Source organism: Sutterella sp., assembly GCF_030539355.1.
Classification (GTDB): Bacteria; Pseudomonadota; Gammaproteobacteria; order Burkholderiales; family Burkholderiaceae_F; genus Sutterella.
On sequence record NZ_JAUNSF010000001.1, the window covers coordinates 107,386 to 129,486 of the forward strand.

Sequence of the window (22,101 nt, forward strand, 5' to 3'; positions counted from 1 at the left end):
GCCCGTTCCGAAGGTGAACGGGAACGCAACATGAAGAAATTTCTCCCTGTCCTGCCGCTCGTCGCCGCGCTCGCGCTCACGGGCTGCGTGAACCTCGCGCCCGACTACGAGCGTCCCGCCGCGCCCGTCGCGGAGCAGTGGCCGATGGGCGAGTCGTACCAGGCCGGCGAAATCAAGCGCCAGGCGCTCCCGAAGTGGGAGGAGTTCGTGCTCGACGAGCGCCTGAAGCAGGTCATCCGCCTCGCGCTCGAGAACAACCGCGATCTGCGCATCACGGCGCTCAACGTCGAGGTGGCCCGCGCGGCCTACGGCGTGCAGCGCGCCGACCTGATGCCGACCGTCGCCGCGGCCGCCCAGAACGCGGTCTCGCACTACGAGTCGACCTCGCGCACGTCGCACGCCTACTCCGCGTCGCTCGCCATGTCGAGCTACGAGATCGACTTCTTCGGCCGTGTGAGGAACCTCACCGAGCAGGCCCTGCAGGCTTACCTGCAGAGCGAGGACGCCCAGCGCACCGCGCAGGGCTCGCTCATCGCCGAGGTGATCAACGCCTGGCTCACGCTCGGCGCCGACCGCGCGCAGCTTGAGCTCCAGAAGGAGACCCTGGCGAGCCAGGAGGAGAGCTTCCGCCTGGTCGAGGAGAGCTACAAGTACGGCGCCGCGAGCCAGCTCGAGCTCGAGCAGTCCCGTCAGACGACGGCCGCCGCCCGTGCGGCGATCGCCTCCTACATCCGCGCCGTCGCGCAGGACCAGAACGCGCTTGAGCTCCTCGCGGGCACCAAGATCGACGAGAGCCTGCTGCCGACGACGCTCACGCTCTCCGCGACGCTTCCCGCGTACCTCCCCGAGGGACTGCCGAGCGAAGTGCTCCTCAACCGTCCTGACATCATGAGCGCCGAGCGCGGCATGATCGCCGCCAACGCCTACATCGGCGTCGCCCGCGCGGCCTTCTTCCCGAGCATCTCGCTCACGGGCAGCCTCGGCAGCCAGTCGACGTCGCTCTCCGACCTCTTCGGCAACGGCTCGGGCTTCTGGGCCTTCACGCCGAGCGTGTCGCTCCCGCTCTTCACCGGCGGCGCGAACCTTGCGAACCTGCAGTCGGCTGCGGCTCAGGAACGCATCGCCGCGGCGACCTACGAGCAGACGATCCAGTCCGCGTTCCGCGAAGTGGCCGATGCGCTCGCCACCGAGGGCACGATCGAGCGTGAGCTCAAGGCCCGTACCGAGTACGCCGATGCCGCCTCGAAGGCCTTCGAGCTCTCGAGCTCGCGCTACAAGCACGGCGCCGCGGCCTACACCGAGGTGCTCGACGCGCAGCGCACGAAGGTCTCCGCCCAGCAGGCGCTCATCACCACCCAGCTTTCGCGCGCCGCGAGCTTCGTGACCCTCTACAAGGTCCTGGGCGGCGGCACCGAGGTCGCCAACCCCGGTGCTGACGTGCCGAAGGTCGGGGTGTTCAAGTGAGCCGCGAAGCGGCGGGACGTTCGATCGTGGAGCAGCATCGCGAGGAAATCGTCGATGCTGCCGAGCGCTGCGTGCGTGAGCGGGGCCTCCATCAGCTGAAGCTCCGCGACATTGCCCGCGAAAGCGGCAAGAGCCTCGGCACCCTCTACAACTACTTCCAGAACAAGGAGGCGATTGTGGAGGCGCTCGTGGAGCGCCAGACGGAGCGCTTCATCGCCGTGGCGACGAGCATCACCGAGCCCGTGCCCGGCGAGAGCCAGGAGGAGCGCATCACGCGCGAAGTCTCCTCGCTCGTCGACGCGTACATGGATGCGGAGGCGATGCGGGTCTCGATCTCGATCGCGAGCGAGGCGCTCGTGAACCCGAGGGTCTTCGAGATCCACAACGCCGCCAACCGCCGCATCTGCGACTACGTGATCAACCTCTTCCGCAGCAACAGCAAGTGCGGTCCCTCAGGCGGGACCGACGAGGAGGTCGAGGCGAGCTTCGTCATCGTGCGCGCCTTCCTCGAGGGCATGCGCGGCGCGATCGTCTTCAACCCGGGCCTTGACCGGGAGATCATCCGCTCGTTCATGATCGAGCGTCTCACGGTGCTCTGGCACTGGGACATTGCCAAGGTGAGCGGCAAGACGATTCAGGACGTGTTCGGTCCCCTTGACTGAAGGCTCAGGGAAAGCTGAGACAAAATGAAGACCCCGCCGGGATTTTTGCCTGACGGGGTCTTTTTTTCAAAGGGGCGGCCCGCAGGGCCGCCCTGACCTTCACGTACTGAGCCGATTACTTCTTCTCAGCCGGGAACTTCACCGGGATGAAGATGCGGCCGCCGTTGCGCTGCACGAGGAGCAGCACCGAGTCGGACTCGCAGGCCTTCCTCAGGTCGGCGCCGGACTTGAGCAGCTTGCCGTTGGCGCTCACGAGGATGTCGCCCTGCATGATGCCGAGGGAGCTCGCGAACTTGCCCACCTTCGTGACGAGCAGACCCGAGGTCTCGGCCTCGCGGCTCTCGTCCTCGGTGAGCGTGCGCGCCTCGATGCCGAGACGGTGGCCGGCCGCAGCCGCGGCGGAGCCGCTGCCGGAGGTCTTGGCGTTCGGGTTCGTGCCGATCGTGATGCCGACCTTCTGCTCCTTCTTGTCACGCACGATCGTGAGCTCGGCCTTCGTGCCCGGGCGGATCGAGCTCACGAGCATCGGGAGCGACACGGAGCTCGTGACCTTGCGGCCGTTGAGCGCGGTGATCACGTCGCCTTCCTTGAGACCGGCCTTCTCGGCGGGGCTGCCCTTCTCGACCTTGGTGACGAGCGCCCCTTCGGGAGTCTTCAGGCCGAAGCTGTCGGCGAGCTCCTGCGTGAGCTGCTGGATGTAGACGCCGACGTAGCCGCGCGTGACGTGGCCGTCCTCGACGAGCTGGTTCTTGATCTGCATCGCGAGGTCGATCGGGATCGCGAACGAGAGGCCCATGAAGCCGCCCGACGTGGAGAAGATCTGGGAGTTGATGCCCACGACCTCGCCGGCCATGTTGAAGAGCGGGCCGCCCGAGTTGCCCGGGTTCACCGCGACGTCGGTCTGGATGAAGGGCACGTACTGGTCGCTCGGCAGGTTGCGCGAGAGCGCGGAGACGATGCCGGCGGTGACGGTGTTGTCGAGGCCGAACGGGCTGCCGATGGCGGCCACCCACTCGCCGACGCGCAGCTTGCTCGAGTCGCCGATGCGCAGGACGTGGAGGTCCTTGGCGTCGATCTTCACGACGGCGATGTCGGTCTGCTTGTCGGTGCCGAGGACCTTGCCCTCGAACTCACGCTTGTCGGTGAGGCGCACGACGATCTTGTCGGCGCCCTCGACCACGTGGGCGTTCGTCATGATCAGGCCGTCGGAGCTGATGATGAAGCCCGAGCCGGTGCCCTTCTGCTCGGGGATCTCCTGGTCGCCGCCGAACGGGAACGGGAAGCCGAAGCGGCGCAGCAGCTCCGAGGAGCGCTCGTCCATGCCCGGGATGCCGAAGGGGTTCGCCACGGTGCGGGCGTTCTTGGTGACGGCGATGTTGACGACGCCTGCGCCGTTGTCCTCGACGAGCTTGACGAAGTCAGGCAGCTGCGCGACGGCCTGCTGCGGCGCGTCGGCGGCCGCGGCGGGAGCGGCGGTGAGGGGGCCCGTGAAAAGCAGCGCCGCGGCGACTGCGGCGGCGAGAGAGGTCTTGGAAAGCATCAGTGAATGGTCCTTGGGCGGAAATGTCTCCGCGCGGGGCGACAGGCCGGGTCGTGCGGAGTTGCGTGTGACTCAATTACCCGAAACTCTAGCCCAACAGCGGGCAAGGGGAGGAAACGCCGTCGTAAAGCGTGTTGTGGCGACGTTAAATTTGTAACAGAGCGGACAGTCCAACTCAGTTCTGGCGCGGCAGCGACGCGCCGAGCGGCGGGAACTCGAGGCGGAAGGTCGTGCCGCGGCCGTCGAGGCCGTCCTCGATGCGGATGGTTCCGTGGTGGATGTCCACGATGCGCTTGACGATCGCAAGGCCGAGGCCGGTGCCGGAGGTCTTGGTGCCGAGCGCGCGGTAGAAGCGGTCGAAGACGCGCTCGCGCTCCTCGGGGGCGATGCCCGGGCCGTTGTCGCTCACGCGCACGACGGAGAGCCCGTTCTCGCTCGCCGTGGAGAGCTCGATGCGGCCGTCCTCGGGCGTGTAGCGGATTGCGTTGTCCGTGAGGTTCGTCACCATCAGGCGGATCGCGTCCTCCATGCCGTCGATCGAGGCGGCGCCGGGCGCGGCGGTGATCGTGATGCGCTTCTGCGCGGCGATCGGCGTCATGTCCTCGCGGACGCTCTCAATCAACTCAGCGAGGTTGATGGTCGTCATGGGCTTCTTCGAGGCGTCCGGGTCGAGGCGGGCGATCGTGAGGAGCTGCTGCACGAGGCGCGTGGCGCGGTTGATGCCTTCGTTCAGCCTCGCGAAGCACTTCTGCTGCGCCTCCGGGGTCTTCGCGCGCTGCGCGAGCTGGACCTGGAGCTTCAGGGCCGTGAGCGGCGTTCTCAGCTCGTGCGCCGCGTCGGACGCAAAGCGCTGCTGCGCGGAGAGCGACTCGGCGAGGCGTTTCAGAAGATCGTTCACCGCGGTGACGAGCGCGGCGAGCTCCGTGGGCAGGCCCTTGGTCGACAAGGGCTCGAGCGACGTGGGCGAGCGGCGCGCGACCGAGCGCGCGGTCTTCTCGAGCGGCGCGAGACCGCTTCCCACCACGATCCAGACGGCGATCGCGATGAAGGGAAGGAGCAGCAGGAGCGGCTGCAGGATGCGGAAGGCGGCGGTCGCGGCGAGCGACGTGCGGATCCGCATGTCCTGGCCCACGGTGATCACGAGCGGACCCGCGGCCACCGAGTAGGTGCGCCAGTTCTTTCCCTCGACCTGCGTCAGGCTGAAGCCCGGTCCCTCGGGGAGCGGCATCATGGGGGTGTTCTCGCGCTGCCAGAGCGAGTTGTTCTCCGAGTCGTAGACCTGCACGATGATGCGGTAGCTCGGCGTGTCGCCCACGATCGTCAGATGCGTGGGCGCCTCGAACGGCATGCTGTCGCGCGCCGAGGCGGCGAGCGACTCGGCCGTCTCGCGCAGATGCGCGTCAAGGAACTCGTTGAACTCGGCCTGCGCCGAGAAGAACGTGGCGGCGGCCGCCGAGAAACCGGCGGCCAGCAGCGCCGCGAGCAGCGTGAAGAGGAGCTTCCTGCGGATGGAGTGCATGCTTGCGGGAGAAGAATCGGGTGGGGGACTGCCGGAGGAGAGCCCGGGTATCAGGTCTCAAGCAGGTAGCCCACGCCGCGCACGGTCTTGATCGCGCTGTCGGAGAGCTTCTTGCGCAGATGGTGGATGTGTACCTCGATCGCGTTCGAGCCGACGGTGTTCTCCCAGTTGTAGAGCTTCTCCTCCAACTGCGAGCGGCTCCAGACGACGCCCTGGCGCTCGGCGAGGGCGGCGAGGAGCGCGTACTCCTTGCTTGAGAGAATCACCGGCTCGCCGCGGTAGGTCACCTCGCGGGTGGCGGGCGAGATCTTCAGTTCGCCGCGCTCGATCACGGGGTCGGCGCGGCCGGCGGAGCGGCGCAGCAGCGCGCGGATGCGCGCGGAGAGCTCGTCGAGGTCATAGGGCTTCACGAGGTAGTCGTCGGCGCCCGTGTCAAGGCCGAGGATGCGGTCGTCGACCGTGTCGCGCGCCGTGGTGACGAGCACCGGCGTCGGATTGCGGCGGGCGCGCATCTCGCGGAGCACCTGCAGGCCGTCCTTGCCGGGGAGCCCCAGGTCAAGGATGACGAGCGAGAAGGGGGTGGTGTTGAGCGCGAGAAGCGCGGAGTTGCCGTCACGGACCCAGTCGATCGCGTGGCCCTCGGATTCAAGGCCGGCGACGACGCTTTCGCCGATCATGTCATCGTCTTCAACGAGCAGGATTCTCATGATGGTGTATCAAAGCGGTGAAACTGGCGCTCAAGCACGATCCTTGCCACCTCAGCGATGACAAGCGAAAGGGCGATGAGGCCGTAGAGGATGGGCTGGGCAGCCCCGCGGTTCCCCGGGCCGAAGCAGTGCTCCATGACACCCGCGGCGACGGCCGCGCCGGCGAAGGCGCCGACGAGCGATCCCGCCGCGAGCGCGGGGCAGAGGCGACTCAGGCTCATGCCCCGGCGGGCCGCGGCGCCGGTGAGGTCCCAGCGGAAAAGTTGAATCGATTGTAACCCGATGGTCGCGAGGCAAGGAAAGCGGTCAAACGCGTTTTCAAGCCGTGCGGGGAGGCGCCTCTCCGTCACCCCGGGGGCGTCGAGGTGCGCGAGATCGTAGTGAAGACGGAGCATGTCGCGGCACCAGCCGCCCGCGGCCGCCGCGCAGGCGAGCCCGATGAACGGGGCCGGGAGCGCCCAGGAGACGACGCCCGCGGCGAGCGCGCCGAAACCTGGTGATACGAAAGCGGCGAAAAATACAATCGGGATGCCGCCGGCCAGAGAAACTAAATCCATAGAATTGAAGGTGAGGGACACCGGGGGACCGGTTCCGCGGAATGATTCTTTGAGAAGAAGGAAAGAAAAATGGCAGAGAATCGCTGGGAACAGCGCGGCAGCGAACAGGACGTCGTTGATCTCCGTCCGGTGGACGGCTCGCGCGGCTACGCCTACTCCGAACCCATGTCGGGCACGCTCACCGTGGCCCACATCGTCTACGGCCTCCACACGATCTCGATTCTGATCGGCTTCGCCACCGCCGGGATGTCGATCGCGGGCGCCTTCGTCTTCTCGGCGCCGTCGATCATCGCGGTCATTCTGAACTATATCTTCCGCTCGGACGCCAACGGCACCTGGGCCGAGTCGCACTATTCGTGGCAGATCCGCACTTTCTGGTACGCGCTCCTCTGGATCGTCATTATCTATCTGGTCGGCATGCTACTCATGTTCGCGCTGGGCTTGGGCATCTTCGTGATCCTCGGCGGCTTCCTCTTCCTCGGCATCTGGGTCGCGTACCGCATCCTCTACGGCTGGAAGCGCCTCGTCTCGCGCCAGACCATGCCCATGTGAGGCGGTCGCGCGATATACTCGCGGCGCCCGGCGGCACATCTTGATCAACCTTCCGGGAATTTCTTCAGAAAGGAGTGACCCGGAATGGCTCTCGGTGCAACCGTCTACAAAGCGCAGCTCTCGATATCCGACATTGACCGCGGCTGGTACGGCCAGCCGACGCTCACGATCGCGCGTCATCCGTCCGAGACCGAGGAGCGCCTGATGCTGCGCGCGCTCGCCTGGTGCATGCGCGCGGGCGAGCACCTCGAGTTCGGCCGCGGGCTCTCCACGGACGGCGATCCCGCCCTCTGGGAGGTCGACGACACGGGCGCCATCATCGAATGGGTCGAGCTCGGCGCCCCTGACGTACGCACCGTGAGGAAGGCCGCGGGCAAGAGCGACCACGTGCTCGTCGTGGCCTACGACCAGGACCGCACCACCCCCTGGTGGGAGTCGGTGAAGGGTGAGTTCTCGAAGATCGACAAGCTCACCGTGGTCTTCGTCTGCGACGAGGAGGCCGCGCAGCTCGCCGCCATGGCGAGCCGCAACATGAAGCTCGCCGTGACGATCCAGGACGGCGTGATCTGGGTGAGCAGCGACAAGGCGAACGTCCAGATCAATCCGGAGGTTCTCAAGCGCGAGTCGAACCGCTGGACGGACTGAGATCCGTCAGGGAAGCGCAGAAGGACGTCCTCAGTGGACGTTGACGAGGCTCTCGGCCATTCTTGTGAAGGCACCCTCGAGGCGGAGCCGCAGCGCCGCGTCGGGCACCGTCTCCGCGAGCGCGGTGCGCATCACGCGGATCCACTCCCGCATCAGCTCCTCGGAGATGGGCAGAGACCGGTGACGCTCGCGCAGCATCGGGAGCCCGTGGCGCTCGTGATAGACCGCCGGGCCGCCGAGCCATCCGGACAGAAACTCTTGCAGCCTGCACTCATAGCCCTCGAGCCTGCCGGGCTTGTAGAGCGCGCGCAGGTGCTCCACGGAGGGGTCCTCGCGCAGAATGCGCACCGAGGCGCGGACGAGGCGGCGCACGCCTTCCTCGCCGCCGATGGCGCTGTAGAGAGTTGTGGTCCTGTCCTGCATGGCGGGTGAGAAATAAATCAGTGGGGCAGGAAGACCGCTGCGCCGCAGCCGAGCAGGAGCGCCCAGCCGACGAGCGGGTGAAGCACGATGCGCAGGATGCGGTGCTCGGGCGTGAAGCCGAAGCCGTGCACCCAGAGAATGCTCATGCCGAGCAGCATCCCCTCGAGCGGTCCGTGCGGCACGCCCGCCGCGTCGTGCGCGACCGCCCTCGGGTAGAGGACGATCACGAGCGCGGTGGCAATCGCCGCAAGGATCGAGAGCGTGCGCAGGAATCCGCCGGCGCCCTTCTTCGCGGGCGCCGGGGTGACGTCATTCCCTGCTTCAGTCATTGCGGGCGGCGACGGTTTCAAGCGTCGCGGCGAGCAGGATGGCGAAGGCAAGGCCGAAGATCCAGTAGAAGTAGCACATGGAAGATGTCTCCGAAAAAAGTTTCCGTCGGGCCGCCCTGCCCGCGGGCGGGGCGGCCGGTGAAGCTTCCTCTTAGTAGAGCGAGTGCGTGTTCTTTTCGATGTACTCGCCCGTGAGCTTGCCGCTCATGACGCGGTAGGCCCAGGTCGTGTAGAAGAGCACGATCGGCAGGAAGATGAGCGTCACGAAGAACATGATCTCAAGCGTGAGCTGCGAGCTCGTGCAGTCCCAGACGGTGAGGCCGGCGTTCAACATCGTCGACGAGGGCATCACGAACGGGAACATGGCGCCGAGCGGCGTGAGCACGATGCCGAGGAGCGTGAGCGCGGAGCAGAGGATCGCGAGCCAGTAGCGGCCGGCGCGGACCATCACGGCACCCGCGAGCGGGGCGAGCACGCCGATCACGGGGAGAACCCACAGAACCGGGCAGGCGGCGTAGTTGCGGAACCAGGCGCCTTCGACGACCTCGACGGTCTTGGCGAGCGGGTTCGCAGGACCGGCCGGGTCAAGACCCGCGGTCGCGACGTAGCCGTCGATGCCGGCCCAGACCCAGACGCCGCCGAGCACAAAGAGGACGGCCGTGAGGACGCCGGAGAGGCTCGAGACCTTGACCGCGCGGGCGTGCAGATCACCCTCGGTGCGCAGAGCGAGGTAGTTCGCGCCGTGGAAGATGATCATGGCGAGGGCGAGGACGCCGCACAGCAGGCCGAACGGATTGAGGAGGCCGAAGAAGCTGCCCGTGTAGATCGGGCGGGCCGTGGCGTCAATCTCGAAGGGAACGCCCTGGAGCAGATTGCCGAAGGCGACGCCGCAGATCACCGGCGGGATGGCCGAGCCGAGGAACAGCAGCCAGTCCCACGAGGAGCGCCAGCGCTCGGCGGGCACCTTGCTGCGGTAGTCGAAGGCGAGCGGGCGGAGCATCAGGGCGAGCAGGATGACGAGCATCGCCCAGTAGAAGCCCGAGAACGCCACGGCGTACATCATCGGCCACGCGGCGAACATGGCGCCGCCGCCGGTGATGAACCAGACCTGGTTGCCGTCCCAGTGCGGGGCGACGGAGTTGATCATGATTCGACGCTCGGTGTCGTTCTTGCCGAGGAACGGGAGCAGCGAACCCACGCCCATGTCCTGGCCGTCCATGATGGTGAAGCCGACGAGCAGCACACCGATGAAGAGCCACCAGATGGCCTTGAGGATTTCATAGTCAATCATTTTGCTTATACCTCTGGGAGTTACTGCTCGAAGTGGTAGCGGCCGGTGCCGAGCGAGCTCGGACCCTTCTTGCTGAAGCGGATCATGAGCCACATTTCGGCGACGAGCATGAGGGTGTAGAGCACGACGAAGCCGAGGATCGAGCCGATCAGGTCACCCGTGGAGAGCGACGAGACCGAGAGGTGCGTCGGAAGGATGTTGTAGATGGTCCAGGGCTGACGGCCGTATTCGGCGACGAACCAGCCCGCCTCGCAGGCGATCCAGGGGAGCGGCAGCGCGAGGAGCGTGAGCCTGAGGAACAAGGGCTTCTCGGCGAGCGTGTTCTTCATCGAGAAGAAGAGGCCTGCGATGAAGAAGAAGGCGAGCGCGAGACCGCAGGAGATCATCACGCGGAAGCTCCAGAACATCGGCGCGACCTGCGGGGTCGTGTCGGCGGCGGCCTGCTTGATCATCTCAGGCGTGGCCTGCGAGACGTCCTCGGTGTACTTCTTCAGAAGCAGACCGAAGCCGAGGTCCTGCTGCAGGGCGGAGAACTCGGCGCGAAGCTGCTCGTTCTTCGGATCCTTGCGGAGCTGCTCGAGGGTCGCGACGGCCTTCTGGCCGTTGACGATGCGGGCCTCGGCCTCCTGCTCGAGCTGCTTGATGCCCGGGATCTCGGTCGAGAGCGACCTCGTGCCCATCAGGCCGAACACCCAGGGGACGCTGATCTCCATGGCGTTCTTCTGCTCGGCGTCGCTCGGAATGGCGAAGAGCGTGAGCGGAGCCGGGGCCTCGTGGGTCTCCCAGGTCGCTTCCATGGCGGCGATCTTCGTGGGCTGGTCGCGCGTGACGAGGAAGCCCGACTCGTCGCCCATGTGCAGCGTGAGCACGCTCGCGATGATGCCGAAGGCCGCGGCGATGCGGAAGGAGGCGGCCGCGAACTTCACGTCCTGGCGCTTCAGGAGGTAGTACGCGGAGACGGCCATCACGAAGAAGGCGCCCGTCATGTAGCCGCCGCCCACGGTGTGGACGAACTTGGCCTGGGCCCACTCACTCGTGAAGACAGCCCAGAAGTTCGTCATCTCCATGCGCATCGTCTCGAAGTTGAACTCGGCGCCGGTGGGATACATCATCCAGCCGTTGGCGACGAGAATCCAGAGCGCGGAGAGGTTCGAGCCGAGCGCCATCAGGAAGGTGACGAGCAGGTGCTTGCCCTTCGAGAGACGATCCCAGCCGAAGAAGAAGAGGCCGATGAAGGTCGACTCCATGAAGAAGGCCATCAGGCCCTCGATCGCGAGCGGGGCGCCGAAGATGTCGCCGACGTAGTGCGAGTAATAGGCCCAGTTCGTGCCGAACTGGAATTCCATGGTGATGCCGGTGGCGACACCGAGAGCGAAGTTGATGCCGAAGAGCTTGCCCCAGAAGCGGGTCATGTCCTTGTACATCTCCTTGCCGGTGATGACGTACGTCACCTCCATCGCCACAAGCAGGAACGAGAGTCCGAGCGTCAGTGGCACGAAGATGAAGTGGTACATCGCGGTCAGCGCAAACTGAAGTCGCGACAGGTCAACAAGATCAGTGGGGATCATTGAGGACTCCAAGGTTTATTTGAGAGGTGGTTGTTGTTCTGTGGCGGCCGGGGCGGAGGTCTCCCCGAGCAGCACGGCTCCGAGCTTTTCGGGCGTGACGTCCGGGCGGTGCGACGGGCTGAAGAAGCACCACCAGAGGCAGAAGATCAGGAAGAGCTTCACGGCGACGAAGAGCGCGATCTCGACGATGAGCCGGGGTCGTCTCCGGGCGGAGGCTGAGTTTTCCATGAGTGCGGTCCTCTGTCTGAAGAGAAAAGCGGAGTGAATCAGATAGGCTCATCTTAAAGACTCCGTCTATCGGCCTGTAGTCCCTCGGGAACGCCCGGAAAGGGTTTGACAGGGCCCGCGCGCAATGACACACTGCCACTGTGTCAGTTGGCAGTGACTGGCAGTTGGTTTTGGCAGAAAGATATGGCAGTCAGCGCGGAGTTCCAGGGAATATTGGATGCGCTCGAGGAGCCGCGGCTTCTCGTGCGCACGGACTACACGGTCGCGTACGCGAACCGCGCCTTCCGGCGGCGCTTCGGCGTGGAGGCCTTCGAGGGCCGGCGCTGTCACGAGCTCGTCTTCCATTCGCTCAGGCCCTGCTCGGCCTGCGGCCGCGGCTGCCCGCTCGAGCGCGCGGCCTTCTCCCGCCGGGTCGAGCGCACCGTCGAGCGCGAGTTCGTCCCCGGGGGCGAGCGGTTCCTCGAGATCGAGTCGGTGCCCGTGGCGACGGCCGACGGCAACCCGGTCTACTTCATGGAGCGCATCCTCGTGCGCGACGACGCCGAGAGCGCCTCAATGCGCGAGGGCGTGGTAATGAAGAGTCCCGCGGCGCGCCAGGTCGTGCACGCGATCGCGCGCGTGGCGGCCGAGGAGGTGCCGGTGCTCTTCTGCGGCCCGGGCGGGAGCGGCAAGTCGAGCTTCGCGCGGCTGCTGCATGACAACAGCCGCCGGGCCGTGAACGCGCTCGTGAAGCTCGACTGCGCGGCCCTCACCGACAAGCGCTTCGAGGACGAGCTCCTCGGGCGTGCGAGCCATCTTGGCGGCGAGCGCACGGGCGGCCTCTCGGCGCAGCCGGGCGGCACGCTTTACTTCGACGAGATCGCGGCCCTTTCGCCGGGGCTCCAGAAGCGTCTTCTCACGCTGCTCGAGTCCGGGCTCGTGCGCGAGGCCGGCAGCGCCCAGAGCGTCGCCGTCGACTGGCGCATCGTCTGCGCGACGAGCGCCCCGGATCCCGACCAACTCGTCGAGAAGGGGCTGCTCAGGCGCGACCTCTGGCTGCGGCTCTCGGTGGCGCGCATCGACGTCCCGGCGCTCCGGGACCGCAGGGAGGACCTCCCCGAGCTCGCCCGCATCATTCTCAAGATGATCGGCGGGGGCTCGCCCGCCGAGCTCACGCCCGCTGCGGAGGCGGCGCTCGCCGGGCGCGAGTGGCCCGGCAACATCAGGGAGCTCGAGTGCGCACTCGCGCGAGCGCAGATTTTCGCGAGAGGGAGGAAAATCCTTCCCGAGGACATTGCCGAGTCACCCGCCGCGCGCTCCAGAGACCGTGCGCCGGCGCCCGTGCCGGCGGACTCGGGCGAGGCGCTCCTCGCCCGCGAAAAGGAATGGCGCGGCTCGCGCCGCGAACTCGCCCGTGCCATGGGACTCTCGGAGCGGACGCTCTACCGCAGGCTCCGCGAGGCGAAGGCCGGACAGACTGACAGGGACTGAAATTTCATGAGGATTTGCATCCGCAACCCCGAACCGGATCCGCAGCTCTTCTATCCGCTCGTCGAAGGGGAGGAGCGCATCACGGTGCGGCGCGAAGACGCCGTCATCACCGCCGCGCTCGCCCGCGCCCGCGGCGAATGCCGCGGACTCGTCGTGCTCGTGCACGGCGCGGCCTCGAACGCCTCGCGCTGGGAGGAGTTCACGGAGAAGACGGCGCTGCGCGAGCACTGGGACGTGCTGCGCTTTGATCTCCGGGGACACGGGGCGAGCCCCACGCGGACGCCCGCCACGCTCGAGCGCCACGCGGGCGACATCGAGGCACTGCTCAGGGCCGCGGGCCATGAACGCGCGGTGATCCTCGGGCACAGTCTCGGCGCGGCGATCGCGATGCGGTTCGCCGACGAGCACCGCGAGGCGGTCAAGGGGCTCGTCCTCCTCGATCCGCTCCTCTCGGGGTGCCTCACGGAGAAGGCGATCCGCATGCGCAGGAAGCGCTGGATGCCCGTGACGCTCGAGATCATCGGCCGCTTCACCCGTGCGCTCGGGATAGAGCGGCGCCTCCCGTTCCACAGCCTGAGAAAGGGCGACGAGGCCGCGCGCCTCAAGATCGCCGAGGGCGGCGAGGCGCTCGAGGCCTTCGTGAAGGAGTACTCCTCGCCCTGGCGCGACCTCGTCCACATCCATCTCGCCGACTATGCGCGCGACCTGCTCGAGGTCGGGCGCCCCACGCCGGACCTCTCGCCTCTCAGGGTGCCCGTCCTCGTGATCGGCGCCTCGTCGGGGAGCTTCACGAGCCCCGAGAGGATGCGCGAGAAGGTCGCGGGGCTCGCCGCGGGCGAGTTCACGCTGCTCGAGTGCCGGCACTGGCCGGTGACGGAGTGCCTCGGCGACCTGATGCACGTGGTCGAGGACTGGGCGGAGCGCCGGCTCGGAGCCTGACGCGCAAAAGAAAACCGCCTGCGGGCACCGGAATCCCTCAGGCGGTTTGCTGGCGCGTGAACACGCGTTCCACTCTTTACTTGGCTGCGGAGGCGGCCTCCTGACCGCCCTCGGGCTGCTCCTCATCGTGATTGACGACGATGCGGACGATCGGGGGCGCGACAGCGGCGTCCTCCTCACGGATGCCCCAGACCTCAAGAAGCTCAGCCTGGGAAGGCATTTCCTCGACGGGACGGGAACGGCGCAGCTTGAGCGAGTTGCGCACGATGCCTTCGACGACATCGAGCGGCAGGCAGTTGAGGTCACGGAAATTGACGCAGCGGTGCTCCTGATCAAGGCCTTTCCAACGGCCTTCGTTGCCGGCCGCGGCGTCCTGTTCCGCGTAGTAAAGGGTGAGAGACTTCTCATGGGACTTGACGGCGAAGATCGGCCCGTCAAGCTCATAGAAGGCGAGCCCGAAGCGCATGCTCTCGCGCACGCCGCGGGCGGAACGACGGATCATGCTGCAGACTCTGGCCATAGCGACACGACGGTCGTTGGGCAGGCTCTGGAGGTAACCCCCCACAGTGGTGGCTGCAGGAACCATGACGACTTTTCCCCTATTAAAAGCAAAGACTCTGCTTCATCCCTGAAGGCAGAGCTGACGAACATCTGATTTTACCCTAACCGGAGGGGAAATTTCCGACAGGGACAGTCAGGATTTGCGGAATTACCGATAAAAAATGTATCGGGCGCGGAAGGGGACCTTCAGGTAGTGTCCGCGCTGCGAGGCCGTGCAGGAGGCGAGCGGCATGCCGCCCGAGGGCTGGCGGCGGGCGATGAAGCGGATGCCGGCGAGCTTGCCTCTTGAATCCGCTTCAGCGGCGAAGACGGCGGTCCTCAGGTCGCGGGCGTTCTCCTGCGGTCCCTGCTGGATGATCTTCGCGTGGAGGCCGGAGCCGTCGGTGGCGGTGATGCCGAAGTCGGGCTGCAGCACGCCCTGGCGGCGCCCCGCGTCGTCGGTGAGCGTTCCCTCGGGCCGGATGAACTTCCAGTAGAAGCCCTCGCGGTCATACTCGCACTGGAACACCATGCGGCCGGTGGCCTGCCAGGAATAGACGGCCGTCGAGCCCTTGAGCGGATCGGGCCCGTAGATCAGGGCCGTGCAGCCCGAGAGGAGCGCGGCGGCGGCGACGGCGGCGAGGAACTTCTTCATGGTGCAGGTAGTTGGAACGGGATCTATCGTCTGTTCAACAGAACGGATAGTCGAGAGTCTATCGCGCACCGGAACGATTCGCATCATCCTTGCGCTACCCCGGAAGAGGCGTATCCCGGGGATGGACAATCGCGTAAAAATGGTTAAAGTTAACCCTTAAAGAATCCGAAAAAAGAGGACTCCCGAGGGACAAGACCCTGCAGCCGTCAATCCAAGGAAACACAGAACGGCGCATCCTGACCCGGGGAGTTCGAGACCCGGCCGGCCCCTGTGTCTTCAGCGGCACCTGCGCACCCTTTACACAACTAAGCGCGGGGCTCGAGGAAGGCAAAATCGATCGGGCGCGCACAAGTTGATCCATCCCCGCTCCCGGCGTTTGCCAAGAAGACGCTCCGGGCGGGCTTGCACGTGCCTGATGCAGATCTAAGAGCGCCGGCCCCAATCCGTATGGACAAGGGGAAAAACTGTGTTCCAGATACGCCTTCACGGCCGCGGAGGCCAGGGTGTCGTGACCGCGGCAGAGATGCTCGCGCTTGCAGGCTTCACCGAGGGTCACAAGGCCCAGGCGTTCCCGAGCTTCGGCTCGGAGCGCACCGGCGCGCCTGTCGTTGCCTACGCCCGACTCGCTCAGAAGGAAATCCGCCTTCGCGAACCGATTCTTGAGCCCGATGTGGTGCTCGTCCAGGACCGCACCCTGCTTGAGTGCGTCCCTGTCTTCTCGGGCCTGAAGCCCGAGGGCTACGTGCTCATCAACTCGAGCCAGACGCCCGAGGCCCTCGGCCTCGCCGACCTCGTCAAGTCGCTGCCCGCCGGGCATGTGATGACGGTTCCGGCCACCCAGTTCGCGCTTGACGCGCTCGGCCGCCCGCTCCCGGGCGCCGGCATGCTCGCGGGCTTCGCCGCCCAGACCGGCATGATGAAACTGAAGAGCGTCCAGGACGCCTACGCCGTCAAGTTCGCCGGCCGCATCGCCGAGGCGAACGCCGAGATCGCGCGTCTCGCCTATGAATACATCCTCGGGCAGAAGGAGAAGATCAATGCTTAAGCAGATCGAAGGCTCTCAGGGCGTAGCCCAGGCCGTGGCGCTCTGTCGCCCGGATGTCGTTTGCGCCTATCCGATTTCTCCGCAGACCCACATCGTCGAGGCGCTGGGGCTCCTCTGCCGCAAGGGCGTGCTCCAGGACTGCGAGTACATCAACGTCGAGAGCGAGTTCGCCGCCATGTCGGTGGCGATCGGCGCCTCCGTCGCGGGCGGCCGCGCCTACACGGCCACCGCGAGCCAGGGCCTGCTCTTCATGGTCGAGGCGATCTACAACGCCGGCGGCCTGGGGCTGCCGATCGTGATGACGGTCGCCAACCGCGCCATCGGCGCTCCGATCAACATCTGGAATGACCATTCCGACTCGATCAGCCAGCGCGACAGCGGTTGGCTGCAGCTCTTCGCCGAGACGAACCAGGAGGCGTGCGACCTGCACATCCAGGCCTTCCGCATCGCCGAGGAACTCTCCGTGCCGGTGATGGTCTGCATGGACGGCTTCGTGCTCACGCACGCCTTCGAGGAGATGGACATCCCCGACCAGGCCGCCGTCGACGCGTTCCTGCCGCCCTATCGTCCGCGTCAGATCCTTGACCCGGATCATCCCTACTCCATCGGCGCCATGGTCGGTCCCGAGGCCTTCACCGAGGTCCGCTGGCTGCAGCACCGCCGCATGGAGGACGCGATCCCCGTCATCGAGCGCGTCCAGAAGGAGTTCGAGCAGGTCTTCGGCCGCCCCGCGGGCGGTCTGCTCTCGACCTACCGTCTCGAGGACGCCGAGGTCGCGGTCATTGCCATGGGCTCGCTCTCGGGCACGATCAAGGACACGATCGACGAGATGCGCGAGGACGGCCGCAAGATCGGCGTTCTCGTCCTCAAGAGCTTCCGTCCGTTCCCGTTCGAGGCGCTCCGCAAGGCGCTCTCCGGCATCCCGGCCGTCATCGTGACCGAGCGCACGCTCTCCGCGGGCGGCGCCTGCCCGGTGTCGCTCGAGGTCATGAAGGCCCTCAAGGGCCTGCCCGTCCGTCAGCACACGGTCATCGCCGGCCTTGGCGGCCGTTCGGTCTCGAAGGCCTCCCTCCGTGCGGTTTATGAAAAGGCGCTTGACGGCACGCTTCCCGAGGATGAGGAGACGTTCCTCGACCTCGACAAGGAGCTTGTCACCCGTCAGCTTGAGCGCGAGAAGGCCTCGCGCCACGTCGGCCCCGTCGCCGAGGCGCTCAACCGCCATGTCAACGAGCGCAAGCTTGCGCGCGGCGAGGAGATCTGAAAATGGCCCAGGAAGTACATTTCTATCAGACCGGCACCTTCACGGCCGGCAACCGTCTGCTCGGGCCGGAGTCGCGCTCGCTGCAGTCCTCCATGGAGCGTTTCAACTCGCTCACGTCCGGTCACCGCGCCTGCCAGGGGTGCGGCGAGGCCCTCGGCGCCCGCTACGCCGTCGACGCCGCGATGCGCGCCTCCGGCGGGCGGCTGGCTGCGGCGAACGCCACGGGCTGCCTCGAGGTCTTCTCGACCCCGTACCCCGAGACGAGCTGGCAGCTCCCGTGGTTCCACTCGCTCTTCGGCAACACGGCCGCGGTCGCGAGCGGCATGGCCGCCGCCTTCCGCGTCCGCGCGAAGAAGTCGGGCAGCACGCTCACCCGCGTCATCGCCATGGGCGGCGACGGCGGCACGACCGACATCGGCTTCGGCTGCCTCTCGGGCATGTTCGAGCGCAACGATGACGTGCTCTACATCTGCTACGACAACGAGGCGTACATGAACACGGGCGTGCAGCGCTCGTCGGCCACGCCTCCGGCCGCGCGCACGGCCACCACGCAGATCGCGGGCAGCGAGCCCGGCAACCAGTGGGGCCAGGGCAAGGACGTCCCGCTCATCGCCATGGCGCACGGCATCCCCTACGTCGCCACGGCGACCGTCGCGGATCTGCGCGACCTCGAGCGCAAGGTCGAGAAGGCCATGAGCATCAAGGGCGCCCGCTACATCCACATCCTCGTGCCCTGCCCGCTCGGCTGGGGCGTTGCCTCCGGCAAGACCATCGAGTGCGCGCGTCTCGCGATCGAGACGGGCTGCTTCCCGGTCTTCGAGGCCGAGTACGGTGAAGTGACGAACGTCCGCCGCATCCGCAAGCTGCAGCCCGTCGAGAACTATCTCAAGCTGCAGAAGCGCTTCGCGCACCTCTTCGGCAAGAAGGGCGACCCCGCCGTCATCGCGCGTATGCAGGAACTCTGCGACCGCAACATTGAAAAGTTCAGCCTCCTCGCGGGTGAGGAGGAGATGGATGCCCCGATCCCCGTGCCTGCCCAGGCCGAGGAGCGCAACCAGGTGATCTGATGCGGAGGCGAGAGAAAAATGACTACTGAAAAACCCTTTGCCATCACCCTTGACGTAGGTTCGTCGCTTGCCAACCGCACCGGCTCGTGGCGCACCCTCAAGCCCGTCTATGTGACCCGTCTGCCGCCGTGCAACGCCAAGTGCCCGGCGGGCGAGAAGTGCCGCGACTGGCTCTTCCACGCCCAGAGCGGTGACTACGAAGGCGCCTGGAAGCAGATCGTCCAGGACAATCCCTTCCCGGCCACGATGGGCCGCGTCTGCTATCACACCTGCCAGACGGCCTGCAACCGCCATGAGCTCGACGAGCCCGTCGGCATCAACGCCGTCGAGCGCTTCCTCGGCGACTATGCGTTGAAGAACGGCTGGAAGCTTCCGGCCCCGGGCGCCTCGACCGGCAAGCGCGTCCTCGTCGTGGGCGCCGGCCCCGCGGGCCTCTCGGCCGCCTACCATCTGCGCCGCCTCGGCCACGCCGTGCACGTCGTCGAGAGCGCGGAGGCCGCCGGCGGCATGATGCGCTACGGCATCCCGAAGTACCGTCTGCCGCGCGGCGTGCTCGATCAGGAGATCGCGCGCATCGCCGGGATGGGCGTCGAGTTCGAGTTCGGCCGTGAGGTCAAGGACCTCGCCGCCGAGATGAAGGCTGGCGGCTATGACGCCGTCTTCGTGGGCGCGGGCGCCGCGCTCGCGCACCGCGCCTACATCCCGGCCGGTGACGCCGCCCACATCATGGACGCCGTCAGCGTGCTCCGTTCGATGGAATCGGCCGACGCCGACGAGAAGCCCCTTCTCGGCCGCCGCGTCGTCGTCTACGGCGGCGGCAACACCGCCATCGACGTCGCGCGTACCGCCAAGCGCCTCGGCTCCGAGCCGATCGTCGTCTACCGCCGCACCCGCGAGCGCGCTCCCGCGCATGCCTTCGAGATCGAGGAGGCCATCGAGGAAGGCGTCTCGATGAAGTGGCTCTCCACCATCTCCGAGGCGGACCGCGGCTCGATCCGCATCGAGAAGATGGAGCTCGACGAGAACGGCTATCCGCAGCCCACCGGTGAGTACGAGACGATCGAGGCCGACAGCCTCGTCCTCGCCCTCGGCCAGGAGACCAACCTCGGCTTCCTCTCCGCGCTTCCCGATCTCAAGATCGAGAAGGGCAGCGTCGTCGTCGACGAGAAGATGATGACGAGCGTTCCGGGCGTCTTCGCCGGCGGCGACGTCGTCCCGGGCGACCGCAACGTCACCGTCGCGATCGGCCACGGCAAGCGCGCCGCCTACGCGATCAGCGAGTGGCTCGGCTGCGGCCAGGCCCTGAAGAAGCCCGATCAGAAGCCCGCCACCTTCGAGCGCCTCAACACGTGGTACTACGCCGATGCGCCGAAGAAGGAGCGTCCGCAGCTCGACCTCGTCCGCCGCCAGTCGACGTTCGAGGAAGTCAAGGAAGGCCTCTCCGAGGACAACGCGCTCTTCGAGGCCCGCCGCTGCATGTCCTGCGGCAACTGCTTCGAGTGCGACAACTGCTACGGTTCCTGTCCCGACAACGCCGTCATCAAGGTCGGTCCCGGCAAGGGCTTCCGTTTCAACTACGACTACTGCAAGGGCTGCGGCATCTGCGCCAACGAGTGCCCGTGCGGTGCGATTGAAATGGTGCGCGAGGACATTTAGTCTTTGACTGAACGCCTCAGGCTCGCCTGACGCCCCGGGCGCGTCCCGGCCGGATTCCTTCGGGTTTCCGCCGGGCGCGCCCTTCTTGTATCCACCACCCCCGCATCATGGCCCTCTCCTCCAGCCCCCGCGTCCGGTCGCTCTACCGCGAGTTCCGGCTCGCCTTCATCCTGATCTCGGCGTGCGTGTGCATCGTCGCGGTCCCGGCCGTTGTGCTCACCGAGCTCTCCACGGGCTCGGGCGGCGCGATCAACGTCTCGGGAAGCCTGCGCATGCAGAGCTTCAAGCTCACCGTGGCGGTCACGAACCCCTACGCGACCCGGGAGGAGCATGACCGGGCGACCCGCGAGGCGGTCGAGGAGTTCTGGACGCGCCTCACGAGCCCCGCGCTCACGACGAGCATCTCGACGGCGGCGACGAGCCCGGTGCGGGTCTCCTACAACCTGGTCTCGCAGCGCTTCACCGAGGAGATCCGACCGCTCGCGCTCGAGAGCATCGGGAGCGAGGGCGCCCGGCGCCGCTTCATGGCGCTTGTCCCGGGCTTCGTCGAGGACGTGGACGACTTCGTCTTCCTTCTCGAGAACACGCTCTCGCGAAGGATGTTTCTCCTCAAAGGCCTGCTTCTCTTCACCGGTCTCGGCGCCGCCGCGGTGACGGTGGTCATGCTGCGCGTGATGCGCCGGCGCATCTTCGAGCCCGTCGAGGAGCTCGAGCGCGCCGCCTACACGGTGCGCGGCGGCGACTTCTCGGTGCGCGTGGAGGCCGCGAAGCAGAATTCCGAGATCGGACGCTTCGCCCGCGGCTTCAACTTCATGGTGAACGAGCTCGAGCGCCTCTACGGATCGCTCGAAGCCGAGGTGGCCAAGAAGACCCTCGACCTCAACCGCCGCAACCAGGGACTGGAATTCCTCGCCGAGGCCTCGGACAAGGTGCTCGTGGACGGCCCGGAGCTCCCCGCGGCCGTCACGACGGTGCTCGAGGGCGCCGTGAAGCTCGGATGCGCCCGCTCGGCCGAGTTCCTCGTGAGCGCCGATCCGCAGAAGCCCTTCGACGCGGCCGACGCCTACCGGTTCGCCGCGACCGGGGAAGCCGAACCCTCGGAGAAGGCCGCCGAGACGGTCGAGTTCATCACGCAGGGCATGCGCGAGGAGGCGATCGGGCTGCTGCGCGTCCGCTTCGACGAGGCGCCGCTGCCGTGGCAGCGCTATTTCCTCGGCATGACCGCGGCGCTGATCGGCCGTGCGGTCGCGACGTCGCTGCGCGCCATGGATGACCGCAGGCTCGCCGTCTTCGAGGAGCGCTCGACGATCGCGCGCGAACTGCACGACTCGATTGCGCAGTCGCTCTCCTTCTCGAAGATCCAGCTGCTGCGCCTGAGGAAGGCGATCGAGGCCGACCCGGCCGGTCCGCAGGTGCAGGAGGTGATCGGGGAACTGAACGAAGGCATCTCGACGGCCTACCGGCAGCTCCGCGAGGTGCTCACGGCCTTCCGTCTGCGCATCCAGGGCAACGGCTTCGCGGGCGCCGTGAACGACGCCGTCGAGACGATGCGCAACCGCACGGGGCTGCCGATCTCGCTCAAGAACACGCTGATCGGCGTGGAGCTCTCGCCCAACGAGCAGGTCCATTTCCTGCAGATCCTGCGCGAGGCGCTCGCCAACATCGAGAAGCACGCGCGCGCGACCGAGGCGGCGGTGCGCATCGAGCGCACGGCCTCTGGCGGAATCATGCTCTCCGTCACCGACAACGGCGTCGGCATCCCGGTCTCGGCCGAGAAGGACCGCCACTTCGGTCTCGGAATCATGCGCGAGCGCGCCGACGCGCTCGGCGCCGAGCTCACGATCACCCGCCGGCCCGAGGGCGGCACGCTCGTGCGGGTGGAGAAGAAGACATCGCCGGAGAGCGGGAAAGCCCCTCAGTAAACGCGCGTTAGAATAAAAAAAGCACTCCCCTGACGCTCCGTGAAGAGAGCGCAGGGGGTTT

Annotated in this window: 22 protein-coding genes; 11 read left to right on the forward strand and 11 right to left on the reverse strand. The window is 66.9% G+C overall.

Features of this window, described 5'->3' with window-relative positions:
* The first annotated feature begins 30 nt into the window (after positions 1 to 30).
* A complete protein-coding gene (locus tag Q4F91_RS00480) occupies positions 31 to 1,464 on the forward strand; it encodes an efflux transporter outer membrane subunit (RefSeq protein WP_303333804.1) in 1,434 nt (477 codons plus the stop codon).
* Positions 1,461 to 2,126, forward strand: a complete 666-nt coding sequence (locus Q4F91_RS00485; RefSeq protein WP_303333805.1) for a TetR/AcrR family transcriptional regulator — start codon at positions 1,461 to 1,463, stop codon at positions 2,124 to 2,126. The genes Q4F91_RS00480 and Q4F91_RS00485 overlap by 4 nt, the downstream gene beginning before the upstream one ends.
* 115 nt (positions 2,127 to 2,241) lie before the next feature.
* On the opposite strand, the gene Q4F91_RS00490 is transcribed toward Q4F91_RS00485, so the two are convergent.
* The 4 genes from Q4F91_RS00490 to Q4F91_RS00505 form a co-directional block, all read right to left on the reverse strand.
* Positions 2,242 to 3,666 carry a DegQ family serine endoprotease gene (locus Q4F91_RS00490; protein ID WP_303333806.1) on the reverse strand — a complete coding sequence of 475 codons (1,425 nt, stop codon included), beginning with the start codon at positions 3,664 to 3,666 and terminating at the stop codon, positions 2,242 to 2,244.
* 175 nt (positions 3,667 to 3,841) lie between these two features.
* A complete protein-coding gene (locus Q4F91_RS00495; RefSeq protein WP_303333807.1) occupies positions 3,842 to 5,185 on the reverse strand; it encodes a HAMP domain-containing sensor histidine kinase in 1,344 nt (447 codons plus the stop codon).
* Between the two features lie 50 nt (positions 5,186 to 5,235).
* A complete protein-coding gene (locus tag Q4F91_RS00500) occupies positions 5,236 to 5,892 on the reverse strand; it encodes a response regulator (protein ID WP_303333808.1) in 657 nt (218 codons plus the stop codon).
* Positions 5,889 to 6,449 (reverse strand): hypothetical protein, encoded by a 561-nt coding sequence (locus tag Q4F91_RS00505; RefSeq protein ID WP_303333809.1) that lies wholly within the window; start codon positions 6,447 to 6,449, stop codon positions 5,889 to 5,891. Before Q4F91_RS00505 ends, Q4F91_RS00500 begins: the two co-directional genes overlap by 4 nt.
* 69 nt (positions 6,450 to 6,518) lie before the next feature.
* Between Q4F91_RS00505 and Q4F91_RS00510 the strand changes: the two genes are divergently transcribed.
* Both Q4F91_RS00510 and Q4F91_RS00515 read left to right on the forward strand, forming a co-directional pair.
* A complete protein-coding gene (locus Q4F91_RS00510; protein WP_303333810.1) occupies positions 6,519 to 7,001 on the forward strand; it encodes a hypothetical protein in 483 nt (160 codons plus the stop codon).
* 84 nt (positions 7,002 to 7,085) lie between these two features.
* The gene (locus Q4F91_RS00515) at positions 7,086 to 7,646 is read left to right on the forward strand and encodes a YaeQ family protein (protein WP_303333811.1); all 561 of its coding nucleotides are present in this window, start codon (positions 7,086 to 7,088) and stop codon (positions 7,644 to 7,646) included.
* Between the two features lie 30 nt (positions 7,647 to 7,676).
* On the opposite strand, the gene Q4F91_RS00520 is transcribed toward Q4F91_RS00515, so the two are convergent.
* The 5 genes from Q4F91_RS00520 to cydP all read right to left on the reverse strand — a co-directional run bounded on the left by Q4F91_RS00520 (position 7,677) and on the right by cydP (position 11,485).
* Complete coding sequence (locus tag Q4F91_RS00520) at positions 7,677 to 8,069, reverse strand: group II truncated hemoglobin (RefSeq protein ID WP_303333812.1); 393 nt, start codon at positions 8,067 to 8,069, stop codon at positions 7,677 to 7,679.
* Positions 8,070 to 8,086: 17 nt separating this feature from the next.
* Entirely contained in the window at positions 8,087 to 8,398 is a 312-nt protein-coding gene (locus tag Q4F91_RS00525) for a cyd operon YbgE family protein (RefSeq protein ID WP_303333813.1), read from the reverse strand.
* A 151-nt stretch (positions 8,399 to 8,549) separates the two neighbouring features.
* Entirely contained in the window at positions 8,550 to 9,689 is a 1,140-nt protein-coding gene (cydB, locus tag Q4F91_RS00530; RefSeq protein WP_303333814.1) for a cytochrome d ubiquinol oxidase subunit II, read from the reverse strand.
* Positions 9,690 to 9,709: 20 nt separating this feature from the next.
* Positions 9,710 to 11,257, reverse strand: coding sequence for a cytochrome ubiquinol oxidase subunit I (locus Q4F91_RS00535; RefSeq protein WP_303333815.1), 1,548 nt, complete (start codon positions 11,255 to 11,257; stop codon positions 9,710 to 9,712).
* A gap of 15 nt (positions 11,258 to 11,272) precedes the next feature.
* Positions 11,273 to 11,485: a cytochrome oxidase putative small subunit CydP gene (gene cydP, locus Q4F91_RS00540; RefSeq protein WP_303333816.1), complete on the reverse strand. Its 213-nt coding sequence runs from the start codon at positions 11,483 to 11,485 to the stop codon at positions 11,273 to 11,275.
* Between the two features lie 183 nt (positions 11,486 to 11,668).
* Between cydP and Q4F91_RS00545 the strand changes: the two genes are divergently transcribed.
* The gene (locus Q4F91_RS00545; RefSeq protein WP_303333817.1) at positions 11,669 to 12,955 is read left to right on the forward strand and encodes a sigma 54-interacting transcriptional regulator; all 1,287 of its coding nucleotides are present in this window, start codon (positions 11,669 to 11,671) and stop codon (positions 12,953 to 12,955) included.
* 6 nt (positions 12,956 to 12,961) lie between these two features.
* Complete coding sequence (locus Q4F91_RS00550) at positions 12,962 to 13,894, forward strand: alpha/beta fold hydrolase (RefSeq protein ID WP_303333818.1); 933 nt, start codon at positions 12,962 to 12,964, stop codon at positions 13,892 to 13,894.
* A 76-nt stretch (positions 13,895 to 13,970) separates the two neighbouring features.
* Here Q4F91_RS00550 and Q4F91_RS00555 read toward each other — a convergent pair whose 3' ends face one another.
* Both Q4F91_RS00555 and Q4F91_RS00560 read right to left on the reverse strand, forming a co-directional pair.
* Entirely contained in the window at positions 13,971 to 14,396 is a 426-nt protein-coding gene (locus Q4F91_RS00555) for a DUF1801 domain-containing protein (RefSeq protein ID WP_303333819.1), read from the reverse strand.
* A 207-nt stretch (positions 14,397 to 14,603) separates the two neighbouring features.
* A complete protein-coding gene (locus Q4F91_RS00560) occupies positions 14,604 to 15,089 on the reverse strand; it encodes a DUF3455 domain-containing protein (protein WP_303333820.1) in 486 nt (161 codons plus the stop codon).
* A gap of 466 nt (positions 15,090 to 15,555) precedes the next feature.
* Here Q4F91_RS00560 and Q4F91_RS00565 point away from each other — a divergent pair, with 466 nt between their 5' ends.
* The 5 genes from Q4F91_RS00565 to Q4F91_RS00585 all read left to right on the forward strand — a co-directional run bounded on the left by Q4F91_RS00565 (position 15,556) and on the right by Q4F91_RS00585 (position 22,040).
* Positions 15,556 to 16,134: a 2-oxoacid:acceptor oxidoreductase family protein gene (locus Q4F91_RS00565; protein ID WP_303333821.1), complete on the forward strand. Its 579-nt coding sequence runs from the start codon at positions 15,556 to 15,558 to the stop codon at positions 16,132 to 16,134.
* Positions 16,127 to 17,395, forward strand: coding sequence for a pyruvate ferredoxin oxidoreductase (gene porA, locus Q4F91_RS00570; RefSeq protein ID WP_303333822.1), 1,269 nt, complete (start codon positions 16,127 to 16,129; stop codon positions 17,393 to 17,395). Before Q4F91_RS00565 ends, porA begins: the two co-directional genes overlap by 8 nt.
* Positions 17,396 to 17,397: 2 nt before the next feature.
* Complete coding sequence (locus tag Q4F91_RS00575) at positions 17,398 to 18,462, forward strand: thiamine pyrophosphate-dependent enzyme (RefSeq protein WP_303333823.1); 1,065 nt, start codon at positions 17,398 to 17,400, stop codon at positions 18,460 to 18,462.
* A gap of 18 nt (positions 18,463 to 18,480) precedes the next feature.
* The gene (locus Q4F91_RS00580; RefSeq protein WP_303333824.1) at positions 18,481 to 20,118 is read left to right on the forward strand and encodes an NAD(P)-binding protein; all 1,638 of its coding nucleotides are present in this window, start codon (positions 18,481 to 18,483) and stop codon (positions 20,116 to 20,118) included.
* Positions 20,119 to 20,225: 107 nt separating this feature from the next.
* Entirely contained in the window at positions 20,226 to 22,040 is a 1,815-nt protein-coding gene (locus Q4F91_RS00585) for a histidine kinase (protein WP_303333825.1), read from the forward strand.
* Positions 22,041 to 22,101: the final 61 nt, after the last annotated feature.